Source organism: Paenibacillus sp. V4I3 (assembly GCF_030817215.1).
GTDB lineage: Bacteria > Bacillota > Bacilli > Paenibacillales > NBRC-103111 > Paenibacillus_E.
The window spans coordinates 1,598,332-1,615,079 of sequence record NZ_JAUSZA010000001.1 but is presented as its reverse complement, the minus strand read 5'-3'; the positions used below and the strand labels follow the sequence as shown (position 1 = coordinate 1,615,079).

General features: G+C 45.9%; 13 protein-coding genes and 1 pseudogene. 9 read left to right on the top strand and 5 right to left on the bottom strand.

The genetic code is table 11. The annotated features are described in order from the left end of the window. The first annotated feature begins 33 nt into the window (after positions 1-33). The 3 genes and pseudogenes from QFZ77_RS07690 (at position 34) to QFZ77_RS07680 (ending at position 2,858) form a co-directional block, all read left to right on the top strand. Entirely contained in the window at positions 34-1,047 is a 1,014-nt protein-coding gene (locus QFZ77_RS07690; RefSeq protein ID WP_307438184.1) for a LacI family DNA-binding transcriptional regulator, read from the top strand. A gap of 122 nt (positions 1,048-1,169) precedes the next feature. After that, positions 1,170-1,454 (top strand): annotated as a pseudogene (locus QFZ77_RS07685) (hypothetical protein); the annotation flags it as partial. 495 nt (positions 1,455-1,949) lie between these two features. Then, complete coding sequence (locus QFZ77_RS07680; protein WP_307438182.1) at positions 1,950-2,858, top strand: ArsR/SmtB family transcription factor; 909 nt, start codon at positions 1,950-1,952, stop codon at positions 2,856-2,858. Positions 2,859-3,284: 426 nt separating this feature from the next. Here QFZ77_RS07680 and QFZ77_RS07675 read toward each other — a convergent pair whose 3' ends face one another. The 4 genes from QFZ77_RS07675 to QFZ77_RS07660 all read right to left on the bottom strand — a co-directional run bounded on the left by QFZ77_RS07675 (position 3,285) and on the right by QFZ77_RS07660 (position 8,351). Next, on the bottom strand, positions 3,285-4,466 hold the full coding sequence (locus QFZ77_RS07675) for an MGDG synthase family glycosyltransferase (RefSeq protein WP_307438180.1): 1,182 nt from the start codon (positions 4,464-4,466) through the stop codon (positions 3,285-3,287). Beyond that, positions 4,463-5,137, bottom strand: coding sequence for a phosphatase PAP2 family protein (locus QFZ77_RS07670; RefSeq protein ID WP_307438178.1), 675 nt, complete (start codon positions 5,135-5,137; stop codon positions 4,463-4,465). Before QFZ77_RS07670 ends, QFZ77_RS07675 begins: the two co-directional genes overlap by 4 nt. Before the next feature lie 266 nt (positions 5,138-5,403). Further along, positions 5,404-5,631 carry a hypothetical protein gene (locus QFZ77_RS07665; protein ID WP_307438177.1) on the bottom strand — a complete coding sequence of 76 codons (228 nt, stop codon included), beginning with the start codon at positions 5,629-5,631 and terminating at the stop codon, positions 5,404-5,406. Between the two features lie 44 nt (positions 5,632-5,675). Further along, the gene (locus QFZ77_RS07660; RefSeq protein ID WP_307438174.1) at positions 5,676-8,351 is read right to left on the bottom strand and encodes a YhgE/Pip domain-containing protein; all 2,676 of its coding nucleotides are present in this window, start codon (positions 8,349-8,351) and stop codon (positions 5,676-5,678) included. A 476-nt stretch (positions 8,352-8,827) separates the two neighbouring features. On the opposite strand from QFZ77_RS07660, the gene QFZ77_RS07655 reads away from it, so the two are divergent. The 6 genes from QFZ77_RS07655 to QFZ77_RS07630 all read left to right on the top strand — a co-directional run bounded on the left by QFZ77_RS07655 (position 8,828) and on the right by QFZ77_RS07630 (position 16,004). Next, complete coding sequence (locus tag QFZ77_RS07655; protein ID WP_307438172.1) at positions 8,828-10,099, top strand: amidohydrolase family protein; 1,272 nt, start codon at positions 8,828-8,830, stop codon at positions 10,097-10,099. After that, positions 10,099-11,691, top strand: a complete 1,593-nt coding sequence (locus QFZ77_RS07650; protein ID WP_307438170.1) for a PucR family transcriptional regulator — start codon at positions 10,099-10,101, stop codon at positions 11,689-11,691. Before QFZ77_RS07655 ends, QFZ77_RS07650 begins: the two co-directional genes overlap by 1 nt. 34 nt (positions 11,692-11,725) lie before the next feature. Further along, the gene (locus QFZ77_RS07645; protein WP_307438169.1) at positions 11,726-12,889 is read left to right on the top strand and encodes an amidohydrolase family protein; all 1,164 of its coding nucleotides are present in this window, start codon (positions 11,726-11,728) and stop codon (positions 12,887-12,889) included. A 48-nt stretch (positions 12,890-12,937) separates the two neighbouring features. After that, the gene (locus QFZ77_RS07640; RefSeq protein ID WP_307438167.1) at positions 12,938-14,017 is read left to right on the top strand and encodes an ABC transporter substrate-binding protein; all 1,080 of its coding nucleotides are present in this window, start codon (positions 12,938-12,940) and stop codon (positions 14,015-14,017) included. 379 nt (positions 14,018-14,396) lie between these two features. After that, positions 14,397-14,678, top strand: coding sequence for an ArsR/SmtB family transcription factor (locus QFZ77_RS07635; protein ID WP_307438165.1), 282 nt, complete (start codon positions 14,397-14,399; stop codon positions 14,676-14,678). A 129-nt stretch (positions 14,679-14,807) separates the two neighbouring features. Next, complete coding sequence (locus QFZ77_RS07630; protein ID WP_307438163.1) at positions 14,808-16,004, top strand: MFS transporter; 1,197 nt, start codon at positions 14,808-14,810, stop codon at positions 16,002-16,004. A 65-nt stretch (positions 16,005-16,069) separates the two neighbouring features. Here QFZ77_RS07630 and QFZ77_RS07625 read toward each other — a convergent pair whose 3' ends face one another. Further along, the gene (locus tag QFZ77_RS07625; RefSeq protein WP_307438160.1) at positions 16,070-16,576 is read right to left on the bottom strand and encodes a nucleoside hydrolase; all 507 of its coding nucleotides are present in this window, start codon (positions 16,574-16,576) and stop codon (positions 16,070-16,072) included. Positions 16,577-16,748 lie beyond the last annotated feature (172 nt).

The window sequence follows — 16,748 nt, the reverse complement described above, 5'->3', positions numbered from 1 at the left end:
GATCTACATACTTCTCAAGGGGCCGTACATAAAATGAATTCGAAAACCTCCATGCAAGACATAGCCGATAAGCTAGGCATTTCCAAGAATGCCGTCTCCCTGGCTCTTAATAATAAAGCTGGCGTCAGCGAAGAATTGCGCTTTCGTATTTTCGAAGCAGCTAATCAGTTGAACTATCGGACAGATACAAAAACAAAAAAGAAACGCGGCAACCTGCTCGTCTTAATCCCTGAAAACATTCGTAATGATAAAATCTTCTACTACGAGGTGTTCTGGTCCATAGAAAAAAGAGCCAAAGAAAATGGCTACAACGCCATTATTTGCAGTGTTACACAAGAGATGGAGGATCAACTCATCCTGCCGGAGCTTTATCATGAAATTGAATTTCACGGCATACTCCTCGTTGGCGTCCTTCATCTTAACTATGTACGAAAGCTTTTTGACTTGGGAATTCCCCTCGTTACGGTGGATCATTATTACGATAGCTTACAGTTTGACGCTGTTGTAACGGCGAATGCCGAAGAGGCTTACAAAATCGTCACTCATCTCATTGACAAAGGTCATCAGCAGATTGGTTTTATCGGTGCGATTAGTAGGACGAAGAGCTTCAGGGAACGTTGGTCCGGGTACCAAAATGCCATGTCTGATGCAGGGCTGGCAATCGATATGAATCACAATATCGTTAATCCTTCACCACTGGAGGCGCTAAATTCCACCCCCATTGAGTTAGCAGATCATCTCGATGCGATGCCTTCTATGCCGACAGCTTGGTTTTGTGCGGATGATCGTATTGCGATTTCCTTCATTCAAATCCTTATTTCCAAAGGCTACAAGGTGCCGGAGGATATCTCCGTTGTTGGGTTTGGCGACATTGAAGCGGCTCAAATGATCGCTCCTCGCTTAACGACGATCCAAGTGCAGCGGGAACAGCTCGGCAATGAAGCCGTGGATTTTCTCATTCGCAAAATCGATTTCGGCGGAAGCCCTGCGAAGATTTCCATTTATGGAGAACTCATCGAGCGTGATTCTTGTAAAGTGCTTGGATAGAAATATTTTTTTGAATTCCTCTGTCTACTGGAAAATGTTATAATGTCAAATAGACGAAGAACGTCCTTGAGCCCTGTGGCGCAAGGGCGTTTTTTTATTCTTTTATAAGGAGGCGTACCCAAATGCCATTTGAACAAGCACATCAGTCGTTCATAGAAAACCATCATGCACGCAGAACTGGTGAGAGAAAGGGCCGTTTACTAAGGGGGCACAACTATGCAGAAAAGTTGCTGCTCCAACAGGTATGGTGGCCGCTATTCGGAAACTTCGACAACCTACATCCGGAATATGAGATTTACGATTGGAATCGTAAGTCACAGTTCCTCGATTTTGCATTCCTTACCCCAATCGGTTATTTTGGAATTGAGTGTGACGGCTACCAAAGCCATATCAAAGATATGGACCGCTCTTAGCGCTTAGCAAGAATGCACAGACTCACCAAGTATTTTTCATAGGCACTATTTGATCTCTGCAACCACTAATCAGACATGCATTGAAAATCCCCGAGTTCACTCAGTCCAAGTTGTATATTGTGCAACAATACATCTACCTCACGCTGCTTTGGCCTGCTATTGTTGTATTTCGTACAACAATTTGAGCTTAAAACGCCTATTTTTGAGCGATTCGCACCATAATGTTGTACGCGGTACAACAAAAAGCCAATTTGTCCAAAGAAAGCGCCTAGGAGTTGTTGCACAAAATACAACATCTCGGCGTGTTGAGGATTCTTATTGGTTTGATATGTACTAATTGAGTAGCAACTAGTTAGATATTCATAAATTGAGCGACCATTAGTCGGACATCGGAGTTGAGCAAAACTCGCAGTTTATACACAGTTTTAACATTGTTTAATTAACCTACAAGTTATACAATGAATAAAAACAATAGAATGAGGTTCCACTATGCAAATTGAGGTTTCGACCAAAAATATGTTCTTCCTGGAATGTTTCTCCTCGGAGACCCGAGTGAAAATCATTGAGCTGCTGGGTGAAGAACCTTTGAATATTAAACAATTATCACAGCGGTTGGAGATTTCATCTGCTATTGTGACTAAGCATATACAGAAGCTAGAGCATGCCGGAATTGTTACGTCCGAAAGTATGACAGGTGTTCGCGGGACACAGAAAGTATGTTATCTGCAGCTCGAGCTTGCGACGCTTCAGTTCAAAGCAAAGAAACCGTATGAACATCCGACGAATACGATTTCAATTCCGGTTGGCCAATACTCATCCTTCGAGGTGAGGCCTACGTGCGGTCTTGCTTCGCCTACGCAAATCATTGGCGTCATTGATGACCCCAGATATTTTGCTGATCCCCAACATGTGCACGCCGGTATCCTCTGGTTCGGGAGTGGTTATGTCGAGTATAGAATACCTAACTTTTTTCACAGCAATCAGAAGCTTCGCTCCATGGAAATTTCTTTTGAAATCTGTTCCGAGGCCCCGGGATTTAACGAGAATTGGCCATCCGATATTTCTTTCTTTATCAACGAAACTCCCCTAGGTCAGTGGACGAGCCCTGGTGATTTTGGAAAGCAAAGAGGCGTGCTATCCCCGGATTGGTGGGGAAATGGTTTCACTCAGCATGGTCTTTTGAAAATCATCACCATCAATCCGCAAGGCTCATTCTTGGACGGAACGAAGATTTCCGATATCACCATCCAAGACTTAGATATTTCTTTCGCAAAAGACATCCATTTTCGAATTGCATCCTTAGAAGACTCCACAAACTGCGGCGGCATTACTTTGTTCGGCAAGCAATTTGGAAATTATGAGCAAGACATCGTGGTTACGATGCATGAGGATAAGTAAGATCATGTAGTTAATGAGCCCCTTCGGGTGCGAAATGCGAGAAGCCGCGGGGGCAGGCCATGGTGCGGGCCGCGGTGCCGACCATAGTGCTGGCTGCGGTACTGACCGTTGTGCCGGCCGTGATTCTCGCCATGATGCCTGGCCATGATGCGGCGCGAAGCGCACGTAGCGGCAGTTGTCAGTGGCAGCCCGTTTTCACGGGGTTTCCACTCATGTTGACAACAACAACACGTCAAGTAAACCCTCAATTCACAAATTTATAATATGAAAAATCTGCGATAACCCCACATTGACAACAAACTTGACAACAAAAAAGCACCTGTACATTTCGAGCCAAAGTACGGTGCTTTTCGAAGGGGAAAAAGAGGGACAAAGGGGCTCCCAAACCAAAGCAAACTTTACATCGATTGTTGATAGCCTAACGTATCACACATTTGCATAGGCTAGCTGCAGGCCATCTAGTGCAGGGATGAAATGATGGTGAGTATCCAATATCGCATTCAGCGTGTGAAGAGCATCTTGGTTATGCTGACTAAGCTTGGCATTCTTTTTAAGTCTCACCAGCAAAGACTGGTTGGCGATAACCTCAAGCAATTGTCTTTTCAGCTCCACCGCATTCTTCACTTCAATCGCCGCTCCAAGGCCAACAAGAAATGCCGCATTATCCTGCTCTTGACCAGGTATCGGCTTGTACAGCATCATCGGTAGCTCGAGTGCGAGCGCCTCGGATACGGTAAGTCCTCCCGGCTTCGTCACGATCAGATCGGATAAAGCCATCAGCTCATGGACATGATCCACGAATCCTGTTACCATCACGCGATGACGCGTTTTCTCGCCGCCCAGCTCCTCCTCTAGCTGCTGCTTCAGCTTCTCATTGCGCCCGCAAACGAATACAAACTGCACCGGCACCGCCAAATCGTCTGATTGCAGCACAGACTTGAACTGCTTGCCGATCAAACCATGCCCGCCGCCCATCACTAGTACGGTAGGCATATCACGGTGCAAACCATGCTTATCACGGAGTTCATTACGATCATACGTTTGCGTGAAAGGCCTTCGAATCGGAATCCCCGTCACCATAATACGCTGCTCCGGAATCCGGTAACGAAGAAGCGATTGCTTCACATGTTCGGCACCAACCAGATAACGATCCGTACCGGGATGCACCCAGTAACTGTGATCCGTATAATCGGTCATCACTGTCACAGTAGGCACCGTGGTCAGACCGTTACATTTTAAGTACGACATCGCCGCTGCCGCCCCTGGAAAGGTGCAGACCACTTCCGTCGGCTCCTCTTCTTGCAGCAGTTCCAGCATCCTATCGGTGCTGAACGACTTCATCTTTTTAAACATATGGGACAATGTATTATCCTCTCGCGTCTTGCGGTACAAATACCCGTAAACCGAAGGCAGACTTTTCACCCACTGCATATAGCAGTATTTGCCCACCGAATGCAGGTAAGGATGCGTCCACTCTAGGAAATCAACCACTTTCACGTCCACATCCGGTTTATAAAACCATGCAGCCTCCAGAATCGCTTGCGCTGCTTTATTATGCCCGTCCCCTAGGCTGCCTGTCAGGATTAATAGTTTGTCCCTACGTTTCATCTTCTAAGTCCCCCTTCGAACTTTCGCTGCTGCGTATTCACAGCCACCGAATCTTTCAGCAAACCAATTCTAAAACGTTCCACGACGTACACGACCCCCTCAGAAACCAGTACTGCGCCCACAATATCCAGAAGAACATGCTGTTTTACGAGCAGCGTCGATACAATAATGAGCAATGACATGCTCGTAACGGCTATTTTATAGGGCCAAGGTATAGTTGTTGATCTTAAGTAGGCTTTCATCATTAAATACGAAGTTAACACATGCGTACTCGGAAAACAGTTAAACGGTTGATCTGTGCGATACACCCACTGTACCATCTGCAGCAGCCAATCGCTTCCGGTTAGCTCCGGCCGAGGAACAGTTGTCTGATATATAGCATATACCCCATAACACAGGAGCAGACCCATTATGAACTGAAAAAGTGTTTTATAGTACATGCTGCGATCCTTATAAGCCAAATATAAGAACCCAACCAACAGAAATCCATACCAAGACAGGTAAGGTATTACGAAGCTCTTCATAAACGGAATTTGCCGATCCAAATCAGTAACTAAGCTGTAAGCCACCCCGTCCGCCTGATTCAGATGAATGTAGATGAGTCCCACTAGGGGGATCAATAGCAAGCCGCTGCATGCCATTATAAACGACCACCACGAAGTTTTTTTCACATCAATTCCTCGCTCTCCTTTACGTTATCTTCATTATAAAAGAGATCCAATGACTTCTTAACGCACTAAGGTACTGTCTTTCGTTAGCCAAAGGTCGCGAAAAAACCTAGACCAAAGTCTAAGTTCTATTTTTTGCATAAAGGAAAAATACACAGAAAAGACCTGTGACTAAGGCACAAGTCTAAAAGGCTAGTGAAGTAAGTATATGCTTATTTATTTCTGTCAGATCGCTAGAAATACGTTTTATAAACGGGCTAGGATCAGCATCAAGGTGGAGATAATGGCATTTTGATCACCATGCCATGTGGAGGAGGTTCAAATTTCACTTTGTCGTCTATGCCATTGATCGATTTTAGCCAGACCAGAACTTCCTCTTGTATTTGTTTAGATGAGGAAGTGGTCTTCGTAACCTTACCTAAATCAATGTCAAACACCTCTATTTTTGGACAGGTGGCATGTAAGATTGCCCCCGCCAGTAATAATGTTTTCAGCAAAAACTCCCCCTCCCCTTAGCTTAGTTCAAGCTACCTAACTTTCTTTAAGAAATCAGCTTCGTCTGCTTCGCCTTCTCCGCAACCTTCTGGGTATAGCCGCTGAGCGGCTTTTTCAGTGCTAGAGCAATGACGTAGCAAATCGCAATGAACACGCAGAGGAAGAACACATCCTTAAGCACCACGGAGAGCAGCATGCCTCCAACCGCCTCGCGCATGATACCTACCGCATAAGTGAACGGCACGAGCGGGTTAAGCTTTTGAAAAAAAGACGAAGCTGTGCTAACCGGAAAAGTGCCGCCGGAGCTGGAAAACTGAAGCACAAGGAAGATAATCGCAATGCCTTTGCCTATGTTCCCGAATACGGAGACCAATGTGTACGTGATGGTTATGAACACGTTACTGATAAGAATGGCAAACAGAATGAACCAGAACTTATCCACAACATATGTGCCCAGGAGGTACATATCACCGAGTGTAACGATGATGGCTTGGAGACATCCAACTGTCAGGAAGATGAGCATACGTCCAAAGTAGATATGGCGAGGCTTCAGCAGGCCGTCCGGGTTATCCACATCCACTCTCATCATCGAAACAAGCATCATTGCGCCTACCCACAGGGATAGCGTTGTATAAAAGGGCGACATCGCCGACCCGTAGTTCGGAATAGGAAAACGCCTATCCTCTTTAATCAGCACAGGATTCGCGAGGAAATCGCTTTGCTTCTGAATATCATTTTGCAGCAGTCGGAGAATTTCTTCGATACTGCCCCCGCCTTCCACCTTACGGATTTGATCTGCTGCTCTGCGGACAGCCGCCTCAAATGCTGGCAAATCGTTGCGCACAAGGTTGGCCGCTAGATGAACGGCACTCTCAACCTCCGGAAATTTCGTCTGGTACAGATCAGATAATTTACGGATTTCATCCTCAGCCGCCGGCAAATCATTGCGCACAAAGTCCGCTGCCTCATGCAGCTTTTGCCGGGCTTTGGGAAGATCATTACGGACGAACGGAGCGGCTTCATTGATCGCATTGGTGAACTCGTTCATTTTGGTCTGAAGGGTCGTTGACGCTTCTTGTACCTTCGTACGGATATTCGGCAGTTCCTTTTGCAGCATATCGAGCTGAGCTTGCGCGAAATGAATGCCGCTCTGCGCATCCACTAAGATCTCTTTGATGTTCGGCAGTTGGGACTGCAGTGTCTGCAGCACAGCAGCTGAGTTTTGGGCGATAGACTTCAGTTGACCTAGTGCCTTGGTGATGTTCGGGACAATTTCTGAGTCGTAGCGCGACAAGATATTACTTAATGCACTGCTCGCCTCTTTGGACAATGCATTCAAATTATCCACAAGTTCTTTCGCTGGTTTCTCCCCGCGTTGAATGGCCGATTGGATCTTACTTAACGTTTGAAGTTGGTTATTGAACTTGGATTTGACACTGTTCAAACGGTCGATGGAATCGGTAAGCGGGCCATTCGGTAAGTAGGTGTTCAAACGCGTAAGCAGGTCGACTGTTCGGTCGATGACCGCCACGCCCGCAGTAAGGCGATCCGTGAGCAGCCCTACAGCAGCCAAAGCTTTCTGCGGGTCAAGATTAGCATCCTGGAGCAAGCCAGTAAGCTGAGTTACCGCATCGGCTGTCTGTTGAAGTAATATCAAATTCTGCTTCACGACAGGGATAAGCGCTTGGAACGCCGCATCATTATTTTGTAAAAAGTTGGCCAATTGGGTTGCAAACGGACCACCTTGCGCAGCAATGGCCTCTACTTTAGGCAGGGTGTTTAACGCCGCGGTAACAATTTCGTCCGCCTTGCTTGATTTATCAATCGCTGTGTTTAGAGCCTCTTCGACCTTGCCGAAGTTCTGGTCCAGTTCTGCGATACGATCAGCGGCCCGCTGGATCTCCGGCAGTTTTTGCTGAATGACCAATACCTCTTGCGCAGCTGCTTCAATCTTTGGCCAACGCTCTTCAATCTTTAGAATCGTATCTCCAGCCCGATCCATTTCGGGAATCCGTTTCTCTAGTTCGACGATTTTTTGCCCCTTTTCCTTGATTTCGGGCAGCTTCTGCTCGATCTCAAGCGCTTTGTCTCCCATAGCCGTAATTTCCGGCAAGCGCTTTTCCAGCTCAAAGATCCTTGACTCCATATTCCGAATTGTAGGTAACTCTTTCTCCAAATCGATACCGAGCTCTTTCATTCGCGTCAAAATAGACGTGCTCACCGTTTTAATAAAATTTTCACTGATTTGCGCAGTCACGTTGGAAACGCCTTTGCTCGTAATTTTAGGCGCAACCGCATTGATTTTCTCATTTACCGTGTATAAAATCTCTGGCTTTTCCATCGATCCATCCACAATACTTGTTATTTTTCGCGAAAAATCGGCCGGAATGATCAAACTTGCATAATAATCCCCTTGTTCAACACCGTCCAGAGCGTCCTGCTCGTTCACAAACGTCCAACCCAGAGAATGATTATTTTTCAAATTATCCACAACTTCATTACCAATATTAATGACTTTATCTGCGACAACTGCCCCTTCGTCTTTGCTTGTTACCGCAATTTTGATACCAGACGTATTGGCATAGGGATCCCACATCGCCTCTAGATTAATCCAGGCATACACAGACGGTAAAATAGCTAGTGCAATCATAAGAAAAAGACCTGTGGGCACTTTCCACAAGTTCCTAAGATCCGTTAAATAAATGCTCAAAATTTTCTTCATAATACCTCCACAACTTTCAACGATATGGTTAATGTTACCTTGAGCCTAAGATACCATACACTTTTTTGCCATATAAGAGAAGACCACACAAAAGAATATCCAGAATCCCCCCATTGGAATCCATCTAAAGGAGTTCTCCTGAATGTTAGAACCCTTCATGATTGTGGATAAGTTGTCCTGTGGATATGTGTATAGAATGTCTGATTTATTGTACACAGCCTGCTCTGTGGACATGTTGATATTGTGGGTAACTTTGTGGATAACTATAAAGTAATCAGCATGAAGTCGTAAAAAGAGGGAGGAGATGTGAGTTATTCATACACCAAATTTACAAAATCACAATTTCAGGATCTATTTTATTAAAATACACAATTATCCTGACATTAAATTGACTCAATTTACATGACGGACCTATAATTCACTTAACAAATCAATTTAACGTTAGATTAATTAACATAATCACGAGGTGAAGTGGCATGGAGCCAGATTTGATCATCCAACGTTTCTCTAATCCTCACTTCAGCACATTCATGGATGTAGGCATTAAAGCGGGAAGAATTGTTTTCCTGAGTGAGCATCAACCTGACTCCTACAGCGGAGGAAATATTATAGAAGCCCATGGACGCGTTCTACTCCCTGGATTCATAGAACCGCATATCCATCTGGATAAAGCTTTTCTTTTGAATCAAATGAAAGAAGAGGCCCTCACGATACAGCAAGCCATGGCATCGACCTTGGAGATGAAACGCACGTTCACGAAAGAAGATATCGAGATTCGCTCTACACAAGTGATTCAACAAGCTATAGCTCACGGCGTTACGCACATGCGTTGTCATGTGGAAATTGACCCTATCGTTAATCTCATCGGCCTCGAAGTCATGTTGGAGCTGAAAGAACGTTACCACGACGCACTTACCTTACAGATTGTCGCCTTTCCTCAAGAAGGCATCATTAAGCAGCCAGGTACAGAAGAACTGTTGAAAACAGCCTTACAGCTTGGAGCGGATGTGGTTGGCGGCATTACCTATCAAGATCCGAATCTCGAAGAGCATCTAAGCACTGTTTTCAACTTAGCCCATACCTTCAACAAGCCTCTAGATTTGCATGTGGATTTCTCCGATGACCCGCAAATACTGGCGATTCTCACGATCATTCGAATGACGCACGAGTACGATATGCAGGGGCGCGTCAGCGTTGGACATCTCACATCTCTAGGATCCCTCCCTTACGAGCAAGCCAAAGAAATTTGCAAGTCAATTGCAGATGCGGGCATTCACGTCATGTGTTTGCCAGCAACGGATCTCTACTTAAATGGTCGTGGTGATGACCATCGCCCTCGCCGCGGTTTAACTCCTGTCTCCTTACTGTTAGAGCAAGGCGCTAATGTGATCTTTGGAAGCAATAATATTCAAAATCCTTTCACCCCCTTTGGCACCGCGGACCCCATGGATACTGGACTACTTCTCGCCCAAACCGCCTATATGGGTTCCAAACAGGATGTGGTCACGATCGTCGAAATGGCAACAACTCGAGCCGCACAAGCCCTTCAGATCGATCATTACGGGTTACAAGTTGGCGCATACGCAGATCTTGTCTTATGTGATGCCTTTGACCTACGGAGTGTTGTCTACGAACGCGCCCCGAGGCTGTACGTATGGAAGAAAGGTAAACTCGTCGCTTCTACCATGAAACAAACAACCTTTTACCATGAAATTGCGGCTTTTGATGAAAGAAAGGTGGGTTCCTGATGCATCTGACCGTCGAAGAAGCGCTAACGATTTACCCGTTATCTCGTGCGAAGCTGGTCGCTGGACAGAAAGGCGTGTCCCGCATTTTAAGATCCGTCAATGTGATGGATGCTCCCGATGCCGGCGATTGGGTTAAGTCTGGTGAGATGCTTTTTACCACCGCCTTCGCCATGAAAGATCACCTGGAAGTGGCTTTAACGCTATTACGCATGTTAGACGAACGCGGCGGTGCTGGCCTCGGCATTAAGGTAGGCCGCTACTGGTCTCAAATTCCACAGGAATTGTTCGATGAAGCGAATCGATTAGATATCCCCATTCTTGAGCTGCCGTATGAATTCACCTTTTCCGACCAGATGGATGCTCTCTTCAACGCTGAACACACCAAAACGACCAAAAAACTGCAAAACGTCCTAGAAAAACAAAAGCAGCTCATGCAGTTTGCACTGCGACATAAAGAATCATCGGATATTTTTCATATGATCTCGGGTATTCTAGGGCAGCCCATTGCCGTGTTCGGACACAGCGGAAATGTCCTATTTCATAACACCTCGTGGGCGGAAGAAATACTGCTGCATCAGTGGCCATGGCACAAAAGCGTGCAATGGGAAGGCTTCGGAGATACGCGGTGCTTTCGCATTCCTTTGATGGACCCTCAAGGATGCACTGGCTTTTTCAAAGTGTATCTGAATTCTCCGCTCACACTCAAAGAAGAGGAAGCCTTATTTCACCAAGCGGCCGAAATATTAACGTTTCATCTTGGTTTGGATATTCAAAAGGGCAAAGATCCCTCTCGACAGCATGCGCTTAGTCAGGTGTTTACAGACTTTTTCGGGAGAGAGCTTTCCTTTCATGATTTTATGAAAAGCTGCAAGACCTATCACCTCAGTGTGCTTTCCAGCACTTATCAGTGTGTGTTCACAACGGTCGCACCCGAGCATCCAACTGCCAAAAGGTTGTTGAATGAAGTGCGTCAGGAGCTCATTTATCACCCCACGATGCAGCATTATGAGTCTGAGCACCTCTATATCGCCGAAGGATTGCTTTCGATCTTTTCCTTACCCGAGGAGCAATTGTTCCATAAGAAAGAATTTATCGCCGCCCTTACATCCTGCCTATCTGGTTTGACAACAAGAACTTCCGCTTCAGGCTTGAATTGCTGGGTTAGTCGAGCCAAGGCTCATCCGGACCTGGTTTACGACGCCTATAAGGAATGTCTGGAGACTAGTCGCGTGGCCCACAGGCTGCGCATGAACCAAACCGTTCTGCATCATGAATCCATCGAGCTGTTCTCTTTGTTCCAGCACCTTTCGGAGGAAGCGATGCGCAGCTACTACAATTACGTCCTTGAGCCCATCTACGGCAATAACAAGCATATTGATCAGGAGCTGGCTTTAACGCTCGAGGTGTACCTCGAATATGACGGTTCCATTAATGAAACGAGTCGACTTTTATTCATACATCGAAATACAGTCTCTTATCGACTTGAGAAAATTGCTGACATCCTACAGATGGATTTCAAAAAAATGAGTGACGTCCTGCGCTTAAAGTTGGCCTTTCTTTTCCGAAACTATTTGCAAACTAGCAAGCACTAGCAGGGTTGGAGCTAGGATGAAAGGAGCAGTAATCATGGGACAGTGGTTAAGTAACGTTCATGTTAACGGAGGCCTGCACGACATCTATTTGAACCAAGGCATCATTGCCCAAATCGTACCTGGAGCGAGTGATCAGGAGAAGATTACTTGGGACGCACAAGGGATGCTGATGCTGCCTACTTTTAAAGATTATCACGTGCATTTGGACAAAGCTTTCCCGGATCGAGAGTGGGTTTCACGAGGAAAGGTTGATTCGTTATTTAAACAGTTTCAAATGGAAAAGGATCTGCTAGCGCCTATGAAAAGCGGGCAGAAGGAGCGGGCACGAGCGATTTTACAGCAAATGTTGGCCTTCGGAACTACACGGCTTCGCGTCCACGTCGACATCGATCCCGAGATTGGGCTGACGCATTTAGAGATGGTTCGAGGGCTTCAGGAGGAGTTCAAAAGCACGCTGGACATCGAAATCGTCGCTTTCCCCCAGCAAGGATTAATCCGTTCACAGTCGGTTAGCCTTATCAAGCAAGCACTCCAAGAAGGAGCATCTATCGTTGGGGGCGTTGACCCCGCAGGCGTTGACCGGGATATAGAAGCCTGCTTGAGTGCCATATTCGATCTAAGTGTGGCCCATGACGCGGAGGTCGATATTCATTTGCACGATCCCGGGCATCTTGGTCTGTTCACCTTAGAGCGCGTTATGAACTACACCGAGCAGAGTGGTAAAAACGGCAAAGTAACGGTCAGCCACGCCTATTGCTTAGGCCAGGTGTCAGGAGCTGAATCCTTGGCTATTGCAGAACGGCTAGGCACATTGGACATCGCTATTGTCACAAGCGTTCCCATTGACTCAGCGATGCCCCGCGTAGCGCAGTTAACCTCGCAAGGCGTGAGAGTCTACGTCGGCTCTGATCATACCGGTTTGGATGCTTGGACACCCTTCGGCTTTACCGACCAGCTTGCGAGAGGCCGAAGAATGGCGGACATGAACCGCTGGAATGACGATGAGCGGCTGCGTTCCGTTTATCCTTACTTAGGTTCCACAGCAGCTGCTTTCCAGATAGGAGACACTGCAGATTTCATATTGCTAGATGCGATAAATGCTGAGCATGCGATAGCTACCGCTCCACCACGTGAGATCGTCTGCGTGCGAGGCGTCCCAGTTGCCGGGAGACAGCTGCAGAGTGCTTGGGAGATTTAAAGGTGACTTTAAGAGTGAAAATAACCGAGAGAGAATGGGGAGATTTCAATGAAATTACTGGGGACAATAAAGGTCAGTTCAACCGCCATCGGCATGGTCATCCTTCTCACAGCTTGTGGAACGAGCAATACGGCAACAACAAGTACGACAGCTGGATCAACTTCAACGACCACAACTTCAACATCAACATCAACCACAGGCGGAACTCCCCCTACAGAGAGCACCAAGGCCAATAATCAAACGGATAAAGTCACCCAAGCGATGAGCTGGTTTGCGCAACCGGAAATGGGCGGACACTACGCCGCGCAAGTCGCCCATTTCTATGAGAAAGCGGGTCTAGACGTCACCCTACAGCAAGGCGGACCACAAGTATCCAACATTCAGCTAGTCGCTTCAGGTAAGGTACAATTTGCGATGGCTAACGCCGACGAAGTCGTACTAGCGCGCAAAGAAGGCATCCCGGTTAAAGTGATCTATGCAAACTTGCAGACCAATCCACAGAACCTCATCTATCACAAAGATTCCGGTATTAAGAAAATAGAAGATTTAAATGGACGCAAAGTCTACACAGCTGTAGGCTTCCCCTTCTGGCAATACATCAGCTACAAATATAAACTCGATAAAGTCCAAGTCCAAAATTACACCGGCTCCCTCGCTGGCTTTAGCGCAGATAAAGACTCCATCACACAAGGCTTTGCAACCAATGAACCTTACGTCCTGAAAAAACAAGGTGTCGACGTCGCTTGGTTCCTCAATGCCGACCTTGGCTACAACCCCTACGGCAACGTCGTCATCACAACCGATGACTTCATCAAAAAGAATCCGGACTTGATCAAAAGATACTTAAAAGCAACAACTGAGGGCTGGGACTACTATTATGCTCATGCCGATGAAGTGAACAATGCGCTTAACGGAGTAAACAAGGATTACGACGTGGATCACTTGAAAGATGCACAAGCCGTTGCGAAAGATTTTATCTTCGGCGGCGATGCCAAAACTCACGGCGTTGGCTACATGTCCGAAGATCGCTGGAAAACACTCGTAAGCCAGATGAAAGAAGCCGGCATGATTAAGGATGACATCCCGGTTAAGGATTTATATACGAATGAGTTTTTGATGGCTAAGTAGTGTTGGAAACCGGCTTCTCAGCCTACTTTTTCCGGCTACATAGCGGGTTCCGCTTACTTTAGGCTCGGTTTTCGAGCCTATTTCAGTTTACACAAATTGAAAGCTCGTTTTCCGCGCTTTCACACACAAGCCGCTTACTTACAACAACTTTTAGCTCGGAAAATGACTTCTCAGCCTTACTTTGTCTGGCTGCATCACCCGTTTCGCTTTCCGAGCTATCTTAAAGCGGCTTCTCAGCCTTTTCCCCATGTAGCGCATACAGTGGTCAAAGCTCACAACGTAGGGTTGCAAGGCAACACGCGCAGGTATTTACTTTTACACAGAGGCATGCTATTCTTATTTCGATGAATATAGAAACAACAGAAAGGAGCAAACTACGATGGTTGATGTCAGTATGGAAGCCAAGCAAGCGGTGAAAGTTCATAAAGCGTTAGGCGAACCCACTCGTTACAAAATTTTTGAGATCCTGATCAAAGAAAGTAATTTATGCCCCGCAGAACTTGAAAACCGTTTGGAATCGGTAGCCTTATCCACACTGTCTCATCATTTGAAACAATTAACAGACTGTGGGCTGCTTGACTCTCAAAAAAAAGGAACGTTCGTATACTTCACCGTAAATTGGGAAAACGCTAAAAAATTTGTGCCTTATTTACTTGATTAGTTTTTTTGTTTTATATTTCTACATATTTAGAAATATAAAAATACCCCTTATATCTGCTGCAGATATTTTTTTAAACAATATTTCAATGGATCTAGAAATATAAAAATATAAACGAAAGAGGTTATCAACATGTCAAAAACATGGAAAATTCACATCTTAGCACTCCTTAGTTTTTTAGTCGGAACATCAGAGTTCATTATAGCGGGAATACTGGATAAAATATCGAGCTCGATGGATATTTCATTAGTGGCTGCAGGCCAACTGATTACTGTTTTCTCTCTCGTCTACGCAATAGGCACTCCAATCATCATGGCCTTCACCTCAGGCTGGGACCGGCGTAAACTGCTCCTCTATGCGCTTGGTTTGTTCGTCATCGCTAATGGGTTGGCCTTTGTCATGCCGGGATTCGGAATGTTCGTCAGCGCTCGAGTCTTGATGGCTCTCGGAGCCGGGGTCGTCGTTGTTACCTCATTGAGTATCGCGGCTATGATCGCCCCTCAAGGAAAACAGGCCAGTGCGATCGCAACTGTCATCATGGGGTTCACTGCCTCCTTGATCGTCGGGGTCCCACTGGGTCGAATGATTGCTGCTTCATACGATTGGAAAATGGTGTTTGGCGGAATCGGCGCCCTAGGCCTGGTAGCGATGGTCATTATCGCCCTAACCATTCCTTCCCTACAAGGAGAGGCGGCTATACCGCTGCGTAAACAATTGGCACTTTTGAAAAACCCAAAAATGGCTATGACTTTGTCAGTTAGTTTCTTTTGGCTGGGCGGTTACTCAATTGCCTATACGTACATTTCACCTTATCTTTTAACGATTACCGGTATGGGTGAGAAAACGCTGAGTACCGCCTTGTTTGCATTCGGTATAGCTAGCCTTATCGGCTCCAAACTCGGAGGCTACAGCACGGATCGCTGGGGAGTTAAGCGAACACTAACTTCGGGTATACTGTTACATGTAATCACGCTTATTTTGTTAACTTTAGCCGCGCACTCACCAAGCGTTGTATTTCCATTGCTTATTTTGTGGTCCTTTGCCGCTTGGTCGTCCGGACCTACGCAGCAATATAATCTAGTTACATTAGCTCCTGAATCTTCAGGTATTATGCTTAGCCTTAACAGCTCGGTTATGCAGCTTGCCATGGCTGCCGGTGCAGGCGTTGGCGGCGTTGTAGTTGGACAGATATCTCTGGCGTCCGTTACTTGGATCGGAGCGATCGGCGTTGGGATTGCAATGTTTATTACAATCTTATCTTTTAGAAGATCAAGCGCAGGAAGCATGGCTACTGCTGAATCTTCAGTTGAGCCGTTGCAGAGAGCATAAGAAATATATCTATAGGCTTCATTAGAAAAAGAAAAAGGATAATCAGGCTCTTATGGAGCTATCGATTATCCTTTTTTATCTATCATATTAATCATAAAATTCCAATAAAACTGCCGGTAGTCCAAATCTACCGCGATCCTAATAGTATTTAGCTCAACGGTAGTGTTTGGTCGAAAATCGGCAATGCTTTGCCCCCTCGCGATTCCTTCTTTGGTAACAACATGAACCAGTCGATTCATCCACTGGAACATATGTTGGTTAACAAGAGCCATCATGGGAAGTAAGTCATGCGTCGGGGCACCTCGCAGTTGAGGCATAGATGTCTTATAAAAGTCGTAATATACATCAAAAATTGGTTTGAAAAGGGGCACCTTACCTACCCGGTTGATTGAATCACTCATATTTTGCGTCACAATAGCCTTATGGGTTACATTTAACGGAAACAGCGAGATAGGTCCGCCGTAGCTGCAAACAATTCCGATAATGTTGATTGTTTTCGTAAAGCTAGCGTACATAAGAGCAACGGCGTCATCGACCCCCGTATGAGAGAAAAACAAAACGTTAGTTATCATTGCATCTCCCTTCGAACGCTTAACTCCTTTCTATATTTATGAACGCGGTTCATACAACATGCGATAAACAGTAGAGCGGTCTTGCATAAAGAATGGGATGGAAAATAACTGAATTAACGGTCTTATAGGGTCGTTATAGCGAAAAGAAGACCGGATAAGCGATTGCTTTATC

Coding starts and splice junctions, on each gene's coding strand:
- QFZ77_RS07690 (WP_307438184.1), top strand. CDS start 34: ATGAATTCGAAAACCTCCATGCAAGACATAGCCGATAAGCTAGGCATT.
- QFZ77_RS07680 (WP_307438182.1), top strand. CDS start 1,950: ATGCAAATTGAGGTTTCGACCAAAAATATGTTCTTCCTGGAATGTTTC.
- QFZ77_RS07675 (WP_307438180.1), bottom strand. CDS start 4,466: ATGAAACGTAGGGACAAACTATTAATCCTGACAGGCAGCCTAGGGGAC.
- QFZ77_RS07660 (WP_307438174.1), bottom strand. CDS start 8,351: ATGAAGAAAATTTTGAGCATTTATTTAACGGATCTTAGGAACTTGTGG.
- QFZ77_RS07655 (WP_307438172.1), top strand. CDS start 8,828: ATGGAGCCAGATTTGATCATCCAACGTTTCTCTAATCCTCACTTCAGC.
- QFZ77_RS07650 (WP_307438170.1), top strand. CDS start 10,099: ATGCATCTGACCGTCGAAGAAGCGCTAACGATTTACCCGTTATCTCGT.
- QFZ77_RS07645 (WP_307438169.1), top strand. CDS start 11,726: ATGGGACAGTGGTTAAGTAACGTTCATGTTAACGGAGGCCTGCACGAC.
- QFZ77_RS07640 (WP_307438167.1), top strand. CDS start 12,938: ATGAAATTACTGGGGACAATAAAGGTCAGTTCAACCGCCATCGGCATG.
- QFZ77_RS07635 (WP_307438165.1), top strand. CDS start 14,397: ATGGTTGATGTCAGTATGGAAGCCAAGCAAGCGGTGAAAGTTCATAAA.
- QFZ77_RS07630 (WP_307438163.1), top strand. CDS start 14,808: ATGTCAAAAACATGGAAAATTCACATCTTAGCACTCCTTAGTTTTTTA.
- QFZ77_RS07625 (WP_307438160.1), bottom strand. CDS start 16,576: ATGATAACTAACGTTTTGTTTTTCTCTCATACGGGGGTCGATGACGCC.